Annotated in this window: 14 protein-coding genes; 10 read left to right on the forward strand and 4 right to left on the reverse strand. The window is 68.7% G+C overall.

Features of this window, described 5'->3' with window-relative positions; all coding sequences use genetic code 11:
- From J7654_RS01275 to J7654_RS01290, 5 genes are all read left to right on the forward strand, one after another.
- Complete coding sequence (locus tag J7654_RS01275; RefSeq protein WP_209737525.1) at window positions 1-774, forward strand: ABC transporter ATP-binding protein; 774 nt, start codon at window positions 1-3, stop codon at window positions 772-774.
- Window positions 725-1,573 (forward strand): ABC transporter permease, encoded by an 849-nt coding sequence (locus J7654_RS01280; protein ID WP_209737526.1) that lies wholly within the window; start codon window positions 725-727, stop codon window positions 1,571-1,573. Before J7654_RS01275 ends, J7654_RS01280 begins: the two co-directional genes overlap by 50 nt.
- On the forward strand, window positions 1,570-2,745 hold the full coding sequence (locus J7654_RS01285) for an amidohydrolase family protein (RefSeq protein ID WP_245195590.1): 1,176 nt from the start codon (window positions 1,570-1,572) through the stop codon (window positions 2,743-2,745). Before J7654_RS01280 ends, J7654_RS01285 begins: the two co-directional genes overlap by 4 nt.
- Window positions 2,676-2,936: a hypothetical protein gene (locus tag J7654_RS18265; RefSeq protein ID WP_245195591.1), complete on the forward strand. Its 261-nt coding sequence runs from the start codon at window positions 2,676-2,678 to the stop codon at window positions 2,934-2,936. Before J7654_RS01285 ends, J7654_RS18265 begins: the two co-directional genes overlap by 70 nt.
- A 136-nt stretch (window positions 2,937-3,072) precedes the next feature.
- Window positions 3,073-4,071 (forward strand): isopenicillin N synthase family dioxygenase, encoded by a 999-nt coding sequence (locus J7654_RS01290; protein WP_209737527.1) that lies wholly within the window; start codon window positions 3,073-3,075, stop codon window positions 4,069-4,071.
- A 51-nt stretch (window positions 4,072-4,122) separates the two neighbouring features.
- Here J7654_RS01290 and J7654_RS01295 read toward each other — a convergent pair whose 3' ends face one another.
- The 3 genes from J7654_RS01295 to pdxR form a co-directional block, all read right to left on the reverse strand.
- Window positions 4,123-5,499, reverse strand: coding sequence for an aminotransferase family protein (locus J7654_RS01295; RefSeq protein ID WP_209737528.1), 1,377 nt, complete (start codon window positions 5,497-5,499; stop codon window positions 4,123-4,125).
- Between the two features lie 73 nt (window positions 5,500-5,572).
- The gene (locus J7654_RS01300) at window positions 5,573-6,364 is read right to left on the reverse strand and encodes an aldolase (RefSeq protein WP_209737529.1); all 792 of its coding nucleotides are present in this window, start codon (window positions 6,362-6,364) and stop codon (window positions 5,573-5,575) included.
- 135 nt (window positions 6,365-6,499) lie between these two features.
- Window positions 6,500-7,987, reverse strand: a complete 1,488-nt coding sequence (gene pdxR / locus J7654_RS01305) for a MocR-like pyridoxine biosynthesis transcription factor PdxR (protein WP_209737530.1) — start codon at window positions 7,985-7,987, stop codon at window positions 6,500-6,502.
- 494 nt (window positions 7,988-8,481) lie between these two features.
- On the opposite strand from pdxR, the gene J7654_RS01310 reads away from it, so the two are divergent.
- The 5 genes from J7654_RS01310 (at window position 8,482) to J7654_RS01330 (ending at window position 12,355) form a co-directional block, all read left to right on the forward strand.
- Window positions 8,482-9,378 (forward strand): transporter substrate-binding domain-containing protein, encoded by an 897-nt coding sequence (locus J7654_RS01310; protein WP_209737531.1) that lies wholly within the window; start codon window positions 8,482-8,484, stop codon window positions 9,376-9,378.
- Between the two features lie 97 nt (window positions 9,379-9,475).
- Window positions 9,476-10,117 carry an amino acid ABC transporter permease gene (locus J7654_RS01315; protein WP_209737533.1) on the forward strand — a complete coding sequence of 214 codons (642 nt, stop codon included), beginning with the start codon at window positions 9,476-9,478 and terminating at the stop codon, window positions 10,115-10,117.
- 12 nt (window positions 10,118-10,129) lie between these two features.
- Entirely contained in the window at window positions 10,130-10,792 is a 663-nt protein-coding gene (locus tag J7654_RS01320; RefSeq protein ID WP_209737535.1) for an amino acid ABC transporter permease, read from the forward strand.
- Window positions 10,785-11,546, forward strand: a complete 762-nt coding sequence (locus J7654_RS01325) for an amino acid ABC transporter ATP-binding protein (RefSeq protein WP_209737537.1) — start codon at window positions 10,785-10,787, stop codon at window positions 11,544-11,546. The genes J7654_RS01320 and J7654_RS01325 overlap by 8 nt, the downstream gene beginning before the upstream one ends.
- A gap of 44 nt (window positions 11,547-11,590) precedes the next feature.
- Window positions 11,591-12,355, forward strand: a complete 765-nt coding sequence (locus J7654_RS01330; RefSeq protein ID WP_209737538.1) for an SDR family NAD(P)-dependent oxidoreductase — start codon at window positions 11,591-11,593, stop codon at window positions 12,353-12,355.
- Window positions 12,356-12,416: 61 nt separating this feature from the next.
- On the opposite strand, the gene J7654_RS01335 is transcribed toward J7654_RS01330, so the two are convergent.
- A complete protein-coding gene (locus J7654_RS01335) occupies window positions 12,417-14,792 on the reverse strand; it encodes a putative bifunctional diguanylate cyclase/phosphodiesterase (RefSeq protein ID WP_245195592.1) in 2,376 nt (791 codons plus the stop codon).
- Window positions 14,793-14,839 lie beyond the last annotated feature (47 nt).

The following is a 14,839-nucleotide window of genomic DNA, read 5'->3' on the forward strand; positions in this document are numbered from 1 at the left end:
ATGCGTGCTCCCTTCGCGCTGCACCTGAAGGGTCTCGGCCAGACCTTCGCGATCGGCAAGGGAACGGTGGAGGCGCTGCGCAACGTGACGCTGACGGTGGACCGGCACGAATTCGTCGCCGTCCTCGGCCCTTCCGGCTGCGGCAAGTCCACGCTCCTGCGCTCCATCGCCGGCCTCCTGAAACCAACGGCCGGGTCGGTGGAGGTGTTCGGCCTGCCCGTCACGGAGCCGCGCGACGACATCGGCATCGTGTTCCAGAAGCCGACCCTCCTGCCCTGGGCGAGCGTGGAGGACAACATCCTCTTCCCCGCCCGCCACAAGCGGGGCTCGGTGACGCGGGCGGACAGGCAGCGCGCCGCCGAACTGATCGAGATCACCGGGCTTTCGGGCTTCGCCGCCCGCCTGCCGGACGAATTGTCGGGAGGCATGCAGCAGCGCGTGGGCATCGCGCGCGCCCTGCACATGGACCCCGACATCCTGCTGATGGACGAGCCCTTCTCCGCGCTCGACGCCCTGACACGCGAGGAGATGGGGTTCGAGCTTCTGCGCATCTGGGAAGCGCGGCCCAAGACCGTCCTGTTCATCACCCATTCGGTCGCCGAAGCCGCGCTTCTCGCCGACCGGGTGGTGGTGATGAGCGGGCGGCCCGGCTCGGTCGCCACCGACATGAAGGTGCCCCTTGCCCGGCCGCGCGATGCGGCCAGCGCCAACGACGGAGCCTTGCATGAGTTTGCCGGATATCTCCGAAGCCTGCTCCTCAAGCGGGCGGCCTGACAGCTTGGGCCGGATGCGCGGGCTGGCGCGCCGCCTGCCGCCGCTGGCCGGCATCGCCCTGCCGCTGGCGGCGGTGGGCGGCCTTCTCGTCGCCTGGGAGGGGGCCACGCGGCTTCTGGCCATTCCCTCCTTCGTCCTGCCCTCTCCCCTCTCGGTTCTCGGCGGTTTCGGCGCTGTGGGCGGGGCGCGCTGGCTGGAGCATATCGCGGCGACGCTCAAGGTGGCGCTTCTCGGCTACGGGCTCTCCATCCTCCTCGCCATTCCGCTGGCCGTGGCGCTGGTCCGCTCGCAATTCCTGTCGCGCACGCTCACGCCCATCCTCGTCATCGTGCAGTCGACGCCGATCGTGGCCATCGCGCCCATCATCATCGTCGTGATGGGCGCGGGCGACGCACCGCGCATCGTCATCACCTGCCTCATCACCTTCTTTCCCATCGTGGTCTCGACCGTCACCGGGCTGAACGCGACACCGCCCGAGCTGATCGAGCTTTCACGCAGCCTGCGCGCGCCGCCGCACCGCGAGATCACCCAGATCCGCCTGCCCTTCGCGGTGCCCTACATCTTCTCGGCACTGAAGATATCCATCACCCTCGCGGTCATCGGCGCCGTGGTCGCCGAGTTCGTCGCGGCCGACAGGGGCGTGGGCTATTTCATCCAGTTCTCGACCTCCCTGTTCCGCCTGCCGCAGGCCTGGGCCGGGCTCTTCGTGCTGGCCACCATGTCCCTGCTGCTCTTCCAGGCCGTATCCCTCGCCCGGCGGCTCGCCTTCCCCTGGAGCCTGCCAAAGGAGGGGCGATGACGAGCTTCCTCATCCAGGGCGCGGCCGGCATTCTGACGGGCCTGCCGGGCGAGAGGGCGCGGGCCGCCGGAAATGTGCGCGTGGCAGAGGGGCGCATCGCGGCGGTGGGCGAGCTGGAGCCGCTGCCGGGCGAGAGGATCGTCGATGCCGGCGGGTGCGTCGTCACGCCCGGTCTCGTCAACACGCACCACCACCTCTTCCAGTCCGTGCTGAAGGCCGTTCCCGCCGGCCTGAACGAAGGGCTGGCGAGCTGGCTGCGCCTCGTGCCCTACAGCTACTGGGACCGGCTGGACGAGGAGGCGCTGCGCGTGGCGGCCACAATCGGCCTTGCCGAGCTGGCCCTTTCGGGCGCCACCACGGTGGCCGACCATCATTACTTCTACTCGCCGGCCTACGATTTCGACCCGAACGAGGTGCTGTTCGAGGTGGCGGAGCGTTTCGGGCTGCGCTTTGCCCTGTGCCGGGGCGGCGCCACGAAAAGCCGGCGCTTCGACGGCGACCGCCTCGCCCCTTTGCCGACGGAGCCCCTGGGCGCGATGATCGACGCGGTGGAAGCGGCCGCCGCGCGCTGGCACGATCCCGCGCCGGACGCCATGCGCCGCGTCGTCTTCGCGCCCACCACGCCGACCTTCTCGCTCGAAACGCATGAGCTGCGGATCATCGCCGCAGAGGCGCGGCGCATGGGGCTCCGGCTCCATTCGCACCTGTCGGAGAACGGCGACTATGTGGATTACACGCTCGCCCGTTTCGGAAAGCGCCCCGTGCACTGGCTCGCCGGGCACGACTGGCTCGGCGAGGATGTCTTTTTCGCCCATCTGGTGGAATGCGACGCAAGCGAGGTCGCGCTGCTGGCTGAGACCGGCACCGGCATGGCCCACTGCCCGCAGGCCAACGCCCGGCTCGGCTCCGGCGTGGCCCCCGCCGACCTTCTCTCGCGGCAGGGCGGGCGCGTCTCCTTGGCGGTGGACGGGGCGGCGGCCAACGAGGCGGCGGACATGGCGTCCGCCCTCTACGCCGCCTTCACGCTGCACCGGGCCGCAAAGGGGCCGGGGGCGCTGAGCGTGGAGGAGGCGATGGGCTGGGCGAGCGCGGGGGAGCGGACGTGCTCGGCCTCTCGGCGCTGGGCCGCATCGAACCCGGACGCCCGGCCGATCTCGCGCTCTTCGATGTGACGGGCCCGCGATGGCTCGGCTCGCACGACAGGCTGGCCGGCCCCGTCATCTCCGGCGGGCAGGCGCAGTTGCGCGCCAGCTTCGTAGCCGGTCGCCCCATCGTCACGCAGGGGCGGCTCGACTGGCTGGACCTCGATCAACTGGCCGCCGACGCCGAGCGCGTGACCGCGCGCCTGCGGCGGGCGGCCTGAACGAATTCGCGCCGCGCCTCGAGGGCGCGGGCGGAGCCAGGGGAGTAGAAGCAGTCGGCCGGCAAGGGATGCCGCCGGACATTGCTCCTTCAACCGAACGGCGCCCCGCGCCGCCACGACGACAAGGAGAACACGGATGACCGCCTCTCGACCGGCCTACACGCTCGACGAACTGAACAAGGAGACCACCTTCGGAGGGCTCGGCACCACGGTGGAACGCGAGGTTCCGCAGATCGACCTCGGCGATTTCGAGAACCGCAAGGCCGAGATCGCCGACCAGCTCTGGGAAGCCTCCACCCGCATCGGCTTCTTCCAGCTCGTCAACCACGGCATCGCACAGGAGCAGATCGACGAGGCCTTCGCCATGACGGAGCGCTTCTTCGCGCTTCCCGCCGAGGTGAAGGAAAAGTATCCGCTCGGCAGGGGCACCAATGCGGGCTGGGAATACAAGGCGCAGGTGCGCCCCTCCACCGGCACGCCCGACAACAAGGAATCCTACCAGATCACCCTTCCGCGCATGGAGAAGCTCTGGCCGAGCGGGGAGGAGCTAGCCGGCTTCCGCGCCGCGATGCTGGCCTTCGAGCGGGCCAACTGGGCGCTCGGCATGAAGGTCCTGTCCTGCTTCGCGCTCAAGCTCGGCTTTGCGCCCGACTTCTTCACCGAGGCGCACGATCCGCTTTCGCCCGAGTACCAGAGCACGCTGCGCCTCATCCACTACCTGCCGATGGAGGGCGCCAAGCCGGAGGATTTCACCGGCTGGCGGGCGGGCGCGCATACCGACTTCGATTGCCTCACACTGCTTCACCAGCGCACGGGCCAGGGTGGCCTCCAGCTCTGCCCCGGCCGGGAGACGGGCTCGGGCGAACTGGCCTGGACGGACGTGCCGCCCCTGCCGGGCGTCGTCACCTGCAATATCGGCGACATGCTGATGCGCTGGAGCGACGACCAGCTCCAGTCGACGCTGCACCGCGTGCGCATGCCGCGCCCGGACGAGTATCTGGGGCCGCGCTATTCGCTGCCCTTCTTCTGCCAGGCCAACAAGGACGCGATCATCCGGGGGCCGATGGGCAAATATGCCCCCATCACGGCCCATGACTACCTTCAGCAGCGCATCGCCGCCAACTTCGCCAAGTAAGCTTGGGCCGGTGGCGGATGGACGCTCGCCCATCCGCCATGGCCGCCGTGCCTACTTCCCGAATGTCGCGGCCAGCGCCTCGTCGATCGCATCGGCGATGGTGTCGATATCGTCGGACTTGGCGATCAGCGCCGGCGCGAGGCACAGCGTGTTGTTGAGGCCGGGGATGGAGCGGTTCGTCATGCCGATGATGACGCCCCGCGCATTGGCCTCGCTCACGACCTTCTGCACCAGCTTCTCGTTCGCCGGCTCCTTGGTGGTGCGGTCCGCCACGAGCTCGATGCCCGCGAACAGCCCGCGCCCGCGCACGTCGCCCACCACCTCGTGCTTCGACTTCAGCCCTTCCAGACGCTCCATCAGGCGCTCGCCCATGGTCAGGCAATTGTCGAGCAGCTTCTCGTCCTCGATGATGCGCATGTTCTCCAGCGCCGCGGCAGGGCCCGCCGTGCAGCCGCCGAAGGTGGAGATGTCGCGGAAATGCGCCATCGGATCGGTGTCGTCCTTGAAGAGGTCGAACACCGCGTCCGTCGTGACCGTGCAGGAGATGGCGGCATAGCCCGAGGCCACGCCCTTGGCCATGGTCACGAAGTCGGGCTGGATGCCGAAGCTCTGGTAGCCGAACCAGGTGCCGATGCGCCCGAGCCCGCAGACCACCTCGTCGATATGCAGCAGGATGTCGTATTTGCGGCAGATCTCCTGTACACGCTGCCAGTAGCCTTCCGGCGGCACGATCACGCCGCCGCCCGCCGTCAGCGGCTCCAGGCACAGGAGGCCGATCGTATCGGGCCCCTCGCGCAGGATCACCTCCTCGATGGCGTCGGCAGCCCGCTCGCCATAGTTCTCCACCTCCCACTGGCGGCGATATTCCAGGCAGTGCGGCACCATCACGAAGCCGTCCGGGTAAGGTCCGTACATGGCCGCGCGCTCGGCCTGGCCGGAGGATGCCAGCGCGCCGATGGTGGTGCCGTGATAGTCGCGTTCGCGGTAGAGGATCTTCCACTTGCGCCCGCCATGATGGCGCTGCGCGATCTGGCGCACCATCTTGAAGACCTTCTCGTTGGCCTCCGAGCCGGAATTGTTGAAGTAGACGCGCGAGAGGCCCGGCATCTTCTCCACCAGCGCCTCGGCGAACAGCGCGGCCGGAATCGAGCCCGCCGACTGGGCGAAGTAGTTCATGGTGACGAGCTGGTCGCGCACCGCATCGGCGATGCTCGTGCGCCCGTAGCCGACATTGACGGTCCACACGCCGCCCGACAGCGCGTCGAGATAACGCCGCCCCGCCGCGTCCCAGACGTGCAGTCCGCGTCCCTCCACGATGATGCGCGGATCGGCGCTCTCGAGCGGCTTGTGCTGCATCATGTGATGCCAGACATGCGCGCGGTCCGCCTCGATGACGGGACCGAAATCGTTGGGCTTCAAATGGTTCATGTCCAATATCCGAACTGGGAGGTGCTGGGGCTGCGAGCGGGCGTTGCCCGGCCACGATGGGGCATGGAGATGGCTAATGTGCGAAATCCGGCTCGGCGCGGCGCAGGATGCGCTTGACGCTCTCCAGGTGCAGGCGGGCGCTTTCCGCGTCGCCCTCCCGCATCTGGCGATAGGCCTGCTCGGCCACCGCCGGCGGGATCGGCTTGAGGGGCCTGCCGAGTGACATGGCCTTGACCTGCACCTCGGCGGCGCGCTCCAGGTAATAGAGATCGTCGAAGGCTTCCGCGATGGTCGGCCCGAGCACCATGACGCCGTGGTTCTTCATGAAGACGATATCCGCATCGCCGATGGCGGCGGCGATGCGCTCGCCTTCCCGCTCGTCCAGTGCCAGCCCGTTATAGTCCTCGTCCACCGCCGTGCGCCCGTAGAATTTCAGCGAGGTCTGCCCGGCCCAGACGAAGGGGGCGCCCTCCACCATCGCCAGCGCGGTGGCGTTGGGCATATGGGTGTGGAAGGCGGCGGTCGCTCGCGGCAGCTTCTTGTGGAGCTGGGCGTGGATGTGGAAGGCGGTCGCCTCCGGCTGGCCCTGCCCCGCCACCACGCGCCCCTCGAAATCGCAGATCAGGAGCTGGGAGGCGGTGATCTCCGCGAAGGCCCAGCCATAGGGGTTCACCAGGAAGAGATCCTCATGCCCGGGCACCACGGCCGAGAAGTGGTTGCAGATACCCTCCTCCAGGCCGAGGCGCGCGGCCATGCGGAAGCAGGCGGCCAGGTCCACGCGCGCCTCGCGCACGGCCTCGTCGTCGAGCGAGCGATTGCGCAGCACGGCCGGGGCCGAGGGGTTCAGCGTGAGTTCGTGCGCCATGGAAGGCCTCCTGCCGTGGAAAACATGTCCGGCCCCGCACGGCCGGAGCGGTCCCGCGCGACCGCGACGTCGAAAGGACAATGAAGGGAGCTACAGCAATCCGGGCGGAAATGCGCAGCGATTTCTGCGTCCGCCCTAGAGGGCGTCCATGGCGCCCGCCAACATGCCGATCCCTTCCGAGATGCGGCTGGTGGCGATGGCGTTGAAGCCGAGGCGCATGCAGTTCTTCGGCGCCGCGCCCTCGAAGAAGAACTGCTCGCCATACTCGAAGACAACCCCCCTGCGCGCCGCCGTATGGGAGAGCTTGCGCGTGTCCACCCCCTCGGGCGCGGCAAGCCAGAAGGCGCTGGCGCTCGGATGGCCGATCTGACGGCAGGATTCGAGGTCTCGGCCCAGCGCCTCGGCGAGTAGATCCCGCCTGTGCCTATGCTCGGCGCGGAAGCGGCGCAGATGGGCGTCGTAATAGCCCTGCGAGAGGAATTCGGCCAGCATGCGCTGGTTGTTCAGCGGCGGGTGGCGATACATGAGGCGGCGCAGCGCGCGCAGTTCCTCCACGAGGGCCGCGTCGGCCACCAGATAGCCGATGCGCAGGCCCGGCGAGAAGGGCTTGGACAGGCTGCTGATATAGACCACGCGCCCCGAGGCGTCGCTCGCCTTGATGGCCGGCAGCGCGTCGGCGTCGAGATTGAGCTCGGCGTCGTAATCGTCCTCGATGATGATCTGGTCGCGCCCGCGCGCCTGGGCGAGCAGCTTCGTGCGCCGCGCCGCGCTCATGGAGATGCCGGTCGGCACCTGATGGCTCGGCGTGAGATAGATGTAGTCGCAGTCGTCGAGGCGCTCGTCCACCACGATGCCGCCCTCGTCCAGGCCGTGCGGGCGCACCTGCGCCCCGTGCAGTTCGAAGATCGAGGCCGCATCGCGAAAGCCCGGCGTTTCCACCGCCACGCTCGTCCTGCGGTTCATCAGGAGGCTCGCCAGGAGATAGAGCGCGTTCTGCGAGCCGAGCGTGACGAGAATCTCCTCCGGGCGCGCCCAGATGCCGCGCTTGGGCAGGACGCGGGTGCGCAGTTGCTCGATCAGCATCTCGTCATCCCGGTCGAAGCGGTCGCGGTGCCAGGTCTGCGCATTGTCGCGCGAGAGCGAGCGGCGCGAGGCCTCGCGCCAGTGATCGAGCGGGAACAGGCCGTGCATCGGCTGGCCGTAGACGAAGGGATAGGGGAAGTCCGCCCAGTCCCTCGGCCTGTCGACGATGGGTTTTGCGCCCGGCCTCAGCTTGAACCGGGCCGCCCAATCCGGGCCGGAGGGATCGCCCGCCCCGCTGGCGGCCGCCGAAAGGGAGTGCCGGGGAAAGCCCGGCCCCTGCCCGCCATCGGCATAATCGGCATGAAGGAAGAACCCCTTGCGCGGCTTGCTGACGAGATAGCCGTGGTCGATGAGGCTTTCATAGACGAGATTGACCGTGTTGCGCGAGACGCGAAGCTGGCTGGCGAGCTTGCGGCAGGAGGGAAGCGGCTCGTCGGCGGGAAAGCCGCCCGCCAGGATCGCAGAGACCAGACCTTCGCGCAGTTGCTCCTGCAGGCCCCTGCCGCTTGCGAAATCCAGACGGAAGAAGTGATCGATCATCGCCCGTTCCCCTCGTTGCCACGCCTGGGGCGCAGCAAGTCCCGGGCCAAGCGGCGCGCGCCCGCCATTCAGGGCGCGCGCGCGCCGGAGCGCGGGCACGAACCGCACGCGAGCAGCGCGCTTCCGGCCGATCGTCGCGTTGACCTGCTGAAAAAAAGGGCAGGACAGCGCGGCGCGGATGGGCGCGGAAGGGGCTCCGGGACGCGAGGCGGGGGACGGGATCATCGATCGCTCACCGAGGGGAACCGGCGCTTGCGGCCGGTCGGGAAGGCCATGATAGGAAGCCGCGCAACCGACCGGATAGGGCCAGAGCGGCGGTTCGGTCGGGGCAGCGATCCCTTGGCGCCGCCCGGCTCGCGGGAGCTGACACAACGACAGAGTGCAACTGGTCCTATCGGGGCTTTCGGAACCGTTCCTACTATCGCGGACGATTCCGGCGCTGCCGCGCTCCCGCGGCGACCGTGCGGACCCTCACGATGATTGGAGAAGCGAGAATGGCGCAGTCGAGCCGCACGGCGAGGAACGGGAAGTTCAGGGCCCTGATGGGAGCGGTGGCGGTGGCCGGCGGCTTCCTTTGCGCTCCGCTCGCCGCGCTCGCCGACCTCTCCGACATCGAGAGCCAGGGATACATGACCGTGGCGACCGAGGACGACTACGCCCCGTTCAACTTCATCGTGGACGGCCAGCCCGAGGGCTTCCACAAGGAGTTGCTGGAAGACCTTCGCGCCTTCGCGGCCGAGAGCGGCATCGAGGTGCGCCAGGAAATCCTGCCGTGGACCGGCCTCCTCGCCTCCGTCTCCTCCGGCCAGTACGACATGGCGTTCACCGGCGCCCTCGTCACGGAGGAGCGGCTTCGCGTCTTCGATTTCGCGCCGCCCTTCGCCTCGGCCCAGCACTTCTATGTCAAGCGCGCGGGAGACGACAGCCTGAGCGACATCGCCAGCCTGTGCGGCAAGACCGCCGGCCTCCAGGCCGGCAGCGCGCTTCTGACCCGCCTGCCCGAGCTGGAGAGCATGATGGAGGAGCAGGGGTGCTCCATCGGCGAGGTGGTGGAGTATCAATCCTATCCGGAAGCCTATGCCGATCTCGCCAACGGGCGCCTCGACTACGTCATCAACGCGCTGATCTCGATCAACGATCTGGTCAAGACGCGCGGCGACGTGTTCGAGCGCGGCATCGCGGTTTCGGGCGACGGCTTCGCCGCCTGGCCGATCCCCAAGGCCAGCCCGGAGCTGCTCGAATTCATCACCCAGTTCATCGCGCAGGCCCGCGAAAGCGGCCGCCTCGCCGAATTGCAGGAGAAGTGGTTCGGCGAGGCCTTCCCGGCGCTGCCGACCGAGCCCATCACCACCGTCGACCAGTTCCGCGCGCTCGCGGGTCTCGGGGACTGACCGCGAAGACGCCGCGCGGCCGCGCCCTTCGCCGCCGCGCGGCCTCCTTCCGCCTCGTTTCGCGCCCGGCGCGCCCGCGTGACAGCAAAGCCCGCACATGACGCAACAAGCCTGGATGCTTCTCCTGCAAGGCGCATGGACGACGCTGTGGATCTGCGCCGTCTCCATCGCGATGGGCCTCGTCCTCGGCCTCGCCATCGCCCTGTTGCGCGCCGCGCGCATTCCCGTCCTGGAGCAGGTCCTCGTCGTCTATACCAGCCTGGCGCGCGCCACGCCGCTGGTGACGCTCGTGCTCTTCCTGTTCCTCGCCTCGCCGACCTTCGGCTTCTCGCTGAGCCGAAACACGGCGGCCATCCTGGCGCTCACGCTGAACACCACCGCCTTCAACGCCGAGATCTGGCGCGCCGCCTTCCTCAACTTCCCGCGCGAGCAGCGCGAGGCGGCGCTCGCCTGCGGGATGACGGGGCCCACCTATTTCCGGCACATCATGCTGCCGCAGATGGTGACGAGCAGCCTGCCGGGCCTCGTCAACGAGATGTCCTTCCTCATCAAGGGCAGCCCGGCCATCGCGATCATCGGCGTGGTGGAACTCACCCGCGTCACCAACCGCATCAGCGCGGTGACTTACGAGCCGCTGCCGCCCATCCTGGCGGCCTGCGCCCTCTACATGCTCATCATCGGCGTCTTGATCCGGCTGCAATCCCACGCCGAGAAAAAGGCCAACCGGCTGGCAATGTAAGGATACGGGGCCATGGCCGAGTGGGACATCATCTGGGAATCGCGCGAGACCATCCTTTCGGGCCTCGGCCTGACGCTTTGGATCTTCGGGCTCTCCGTCATCGGCGCGCTGGTGGTCGGAACGCTGCTTCTGTACGGGCTGGAGCGCGGTGGCCCGCTGGTCCTCCTCCTGCGCGGCTTCATCAACACGATGCGCGCCCTGCCCTTCCTGATCCTGGCCTATCTGCTCTATTACGGCCTGCCGCAGCTCGGGCTGCGCATGAGCGCGGTGACGGCCGGGCTCACAGCGATGATCGTCTATCACGGGGCCTATTTCGCCGAGATCCTGCGCGGCGCCCGCATGGTGCTGCCGGCGGGGCAGGTGGAGGCGGCCAAGGCCTACGGGCTGCTGCCGCACACCATCTTCCTGCGGATCGTCCTGCCCCAGCTACTGGTGCGCACGCGACCGATCCTGGGAAACCAGCTCATCCTTGCCCTCAAGGACACGTCCTTCCTCGCCATCATCACGGTGCAGGAGCTGACGGCGGCCGCCAACGCGGTGCAGGCGACCTACTTCATCCCCGCCGAGGCCTTCGTCGTCGTCATTCTGCTCTACTGGCTCATCACGATCTGTCTCGAACTCGCGGTGAAGAAAGCCGGCCTGTTCGGGGCCAGGAGAGGCTTCGAGAATGTCTGACAGCCCCGCCGTCGAAATCACGAAGCTGTGCAAGAGCTTCGATGGCTACGAGGTCCTGCGCGATATCGACCTGACCGTGGGAAAGGGCGACGTGGTGAGCGTCCTGGGCTCGTCCGGCTCCGGCAAGTCCACCATGCTGCGCTGCATCAACTGGCTGGAGGTGCCCGACAGCGGGTCGATCCGCATCGGCGGAGAGCGCATCGGCTACAACGAGAAGGCCAGGCGCGCCATGACGAACCGCGAGATGGCGGCGATCCGCGCCCGCGCCGGCATGGTGTTCCAGAGCTTCAATCTCTGGCCCCATCTCAACGTCCTGCACAATGTGATGATCTCTCCGGTGCAGGTGAAGCGCATGCCCAGGGAGGAGGCCCGCGCCCTTGCCCTGTCCCTTCTGGAGAAAGTGGGCCTCAGCGAGAAGGCCGAAGCCTATCCCTACACGCTGTCCGGCGGCCAGAAGCAGCGCGTCGCCATCGCCCGCGCGCTCGCCATGAGCCCTGAGGTGATCCTGTTCGACGAGCCGACCTCCGCGCTCGATCCCGAGCGCGTGGGCGAGGTGCTGCAGGTGATGCGCAACCTCTCCGGCGAGGGCTACACCATGATCGTGGTGACGCATGAGATGGACTTCGCGCGCGCGGTGTCCGATCAGGTCGTGTTCCTCGACAAGGGCGTGATCGTGGAGAAGGCGCCGCCAGAGACCTTCTTCACCAACCCGAGTTCGGAACGCGTCCGCAAGTTCCTGGAGCGGGTGGACTAAGCACCCGCGTTCCTTTCAGACAACGACACGATCAAGGTTGCATCATGAGTCAAGTGGTCTTCATCACCGGCGCCACGTCGGGGTTCGGGCAGGCGACGGCCCGCCGTTTCGCGCAGGCCGGCTGGTCGCTCGTCCTCACCGGACGCCGCCAGGAGCGCCTCGCCGCGCTGCGCGACGAGCTTGCCCCCCAGGTGCCGGTCCACATCGCCGCGCTGGACGTGCGCGACGCGAAGGCCGTGCAGGCCGCCTTCGACGCGCTGCCCGAGGCGTTCCGCGCGCTGACGACGCTCGTCAACAATGCCGGGCTCGCCCTTGCCCCCGTTCCGGCCCAGCGCGCGGCGCTGGAGGACTGGCACACGATGATCGACACGAACGTGACGGGCCTCGTGAACGTCACCCACGCGGCGCTGCCCTGGCTTTTGAAGACGGGCGCGGGCGCCAGCATCGTCAATATCGGCTCGGTCGCGGGGGAATGGCCCTATCCGGGAAGCCATGTCTACGGCGCCACGAAAGCCTTCGTGAAGCAGTTCAGCCTGAACCTTCGCAGCGACCTGATCGCCACGGGCGTGCGCGTCACCGATATCGCGCCCGGCATGGCCGAGACCGAGTTCACGCTGGTGCGCACCAAGGGCGACCAGGCGGCCTCCGACGCCCTCTATGCCGGAACGACGCCGCTGACGGCGCAGGACATCGCCGAGCAGATCTTCTACGTGGCGACCCTTCCGGCGCACATGGCCATCAACCGGCTGGAGATCATGCCGACCCGCCAGGCCTGGGCGCCCTTCGCCGTGGACCGCGACAAGCCCTGACCGTCCCGGCGCTGTCCGGCTCCGCCCGGCGGGGTCGGACAGCGCGGCCCCTCGCCCGGGCTCATGCCGCGGCCGATGCGCCCGCCCCGTCGGCGCCGAAGCGGCTGGCGAAGGCGGCGGCGGTCATCGGGCGGCCGAAGAGATATCCCTGCCCCTCGGTTGCGTGGCGCTGCATGAAGCGGGCCTGCCCCTCCGTCTCGATGCCTTCGGCGATGACGGTGAGCCCGCAGCCTTGCGCCATCCGCGCGACGGCCTCCACGATGGCCTGGTCCCGGACGTCGGCCTCGACATTGCGCACGAAGGAGCGGTCGACCTTCAGGCGGTCGATCTCGATCCGCTTCAGCATGGTCAGCGAGGCGAAGCCGGTGCCGAAATCGTCGAAGGCGATGCCGACGCCGAGCTTGCGCAGCCGCGCCAGATGGCTGAGCGTCAGCGCCTCGTTCTGCAGGACGATGTTCTCCGTCACCTCCAGCTCCAGGGCGCCGGCGGGAAGCCCGCTCTGCACAAGGGCCTCTTCCACCTGCTCGACGAAGTCCGGGCATCGAAGCTGGGCGGAGAAGAGGTTCACGCCGATACGGAAATCGTTGAGGCCAGCCGCCCGCCAGGCGGCGGCCTGGCGGCACGCCGTCAGCAAGATCCACTGGCCGAGCGGCGCGGCGATCGGGCTGTTCTCCAGGATCGGAAGGAAGGCCCCCGGGGCGAGGACGCCCCTGTAGGGGTAATTCCAGCGGATCAGCGCTTCCGCGCCCACGAGCGCGCCGTCGGGCAGGCGAACCTGGGGCTGGTAGTAAAGCTCGAAATTCCCGTCTTCCCAAGCCTCGCGCAGCTCCAGCGCAAGCCCGGTGCGCTCCACCGCGGCCCGGCGCAACTCGGGCGTGAACACCCGCACCCGGCCGCGCCCGCTGCCCTTGGCATCATAGAGGGCGAGGTCGGCGTTATCCAGGATCTGCATCGGCTCGAACCGCCGGTCCGCCGAAGGCATGATGCCCACGCTCGCCGAGATGTGGACGACCTGGTCGGCGACGTGGATCGGCTCCTCGATCGCCTCGATCAGCCGCGCTCCCAGCGCCTGGGCGTGCAGGGGGTCCGATCCCTCGCGCGTCAGGATGGCGAACTCGTCGCCGCCCAGCCGCGCGGCCACCGGCCCGGCGCCCGCCACCGCCCGCAACCGCCCGGCGACGATCCGCAGCACCTCGTCGCCGCCATGGTGGCCGAGCGCGTCGTTGACGCCCTTGAAGCCGTCGAGATCGAGGAGGGAGACGACGAAGCCCCGCCCGCTTCCCGCGGCTTCCGCGACCGCGACGGCCAGGAGATCGAGGAAGCGGGGCCGGTTGGCAAGGCCGGTCAGGTGATCGGAAAAGGCCAGCGTGCGGATCTGTTCCTCGCTGCGCAGCCGCTCGCGCTGGTCGCGAAACGCGAAGACCTTCTGGGAGCGCAGCCCGAGGCGCACCTCGCTGCGGATGACACGCACCGGCACGAGCCCGCCCGCCGCATCGACGAGCTTCGCATCGACCTCCTCGCGTTCCGGCAGCGCGGCGAGGTCGAGGGCGGGAACGAGGGCTTCGAGACTGTAGCCGGCCAGATCGCGGCGCCCGCTCAGCCGCTCGAGGCTCTCGTTCGCGGTGACGATGACGTTCTCGTCGCAGATCGCCAGCCCTTCCAGCCCCAGATTGGCCAGCTCGCCCAGCCGCTCCCGTTCGCGGCGAAGCGTCGCCTGCGCATGGAGCGTCAGGCGAAGCCCGATGACCGCGACGGCGAGGATTCCGATGCAGACGGCCGCCACGATCGGCGCCAGGACATCGGGTTGCAGGGCCGGAGCCGGGAGCTGGACCCGGGGATCGAAGGTCAGCCGCAGGGACGCCATCCCGGTCAGGTGCAGGACGGCGATGGCCAGAAGCAGCAGCGGCGCGCCCAGAAGGCGCGCTCGCCTGTTCCGCTGGCCGGCCGCGACCATGGAGACCGCGAAGATCGGCAGGCTGGCCAGGATCGAGATCGCCACGAGGCCCGCATCGTATGCGACATGGCCGCGCACGACATAGGCGGACTGCCCCAGATAGTGCAGCCCCACGATGCCCAGCCCCAGCACCAGCCCGCTGGCGAAATGCCGCGCGCGCCCGCGCCGGCCGAACGACAGGAGAATGCCGCTCCCGATGCCCGCTATGCCGATGACGAGCGAGAGCGCCGTGACGAAGGGCTCGAAAGCCGCCGGCATTCCCGGATGGAAGGCGAGCAGGGCGATCATATGCGTTGCCCAGGCCGTGCAGCCGGCGGCGATGACGCTCGTGGCGGCCAGGATCCTTCGCCGCCGGCCCGTCGATCGCACGGCATGCCGGGCAACGGAGAACGAGCCATAGACGCCGATCGTGCAGACCAAGGCTGCGACGATCAGCAACTGGCTATCGTGAGCCTCCTGGATACATGTGAGAATGGTCTGCATCGCGGCCTCCGGCTGCCGCACAGTCTCGCGCCGGGATTAAGGACGCG

Origin of the sequence: Aureimonas populi (genome assembly GCF_017815515.1) — a bacterium.
In the GTDB taxonomy this organism is placed as follows: domain Bacteria; phylum Pseudomonadota; class Alphaproteobacteria; order Rhizobiales; family Rhizobiaceae; genus Aureimonas; species Aureimonas populi.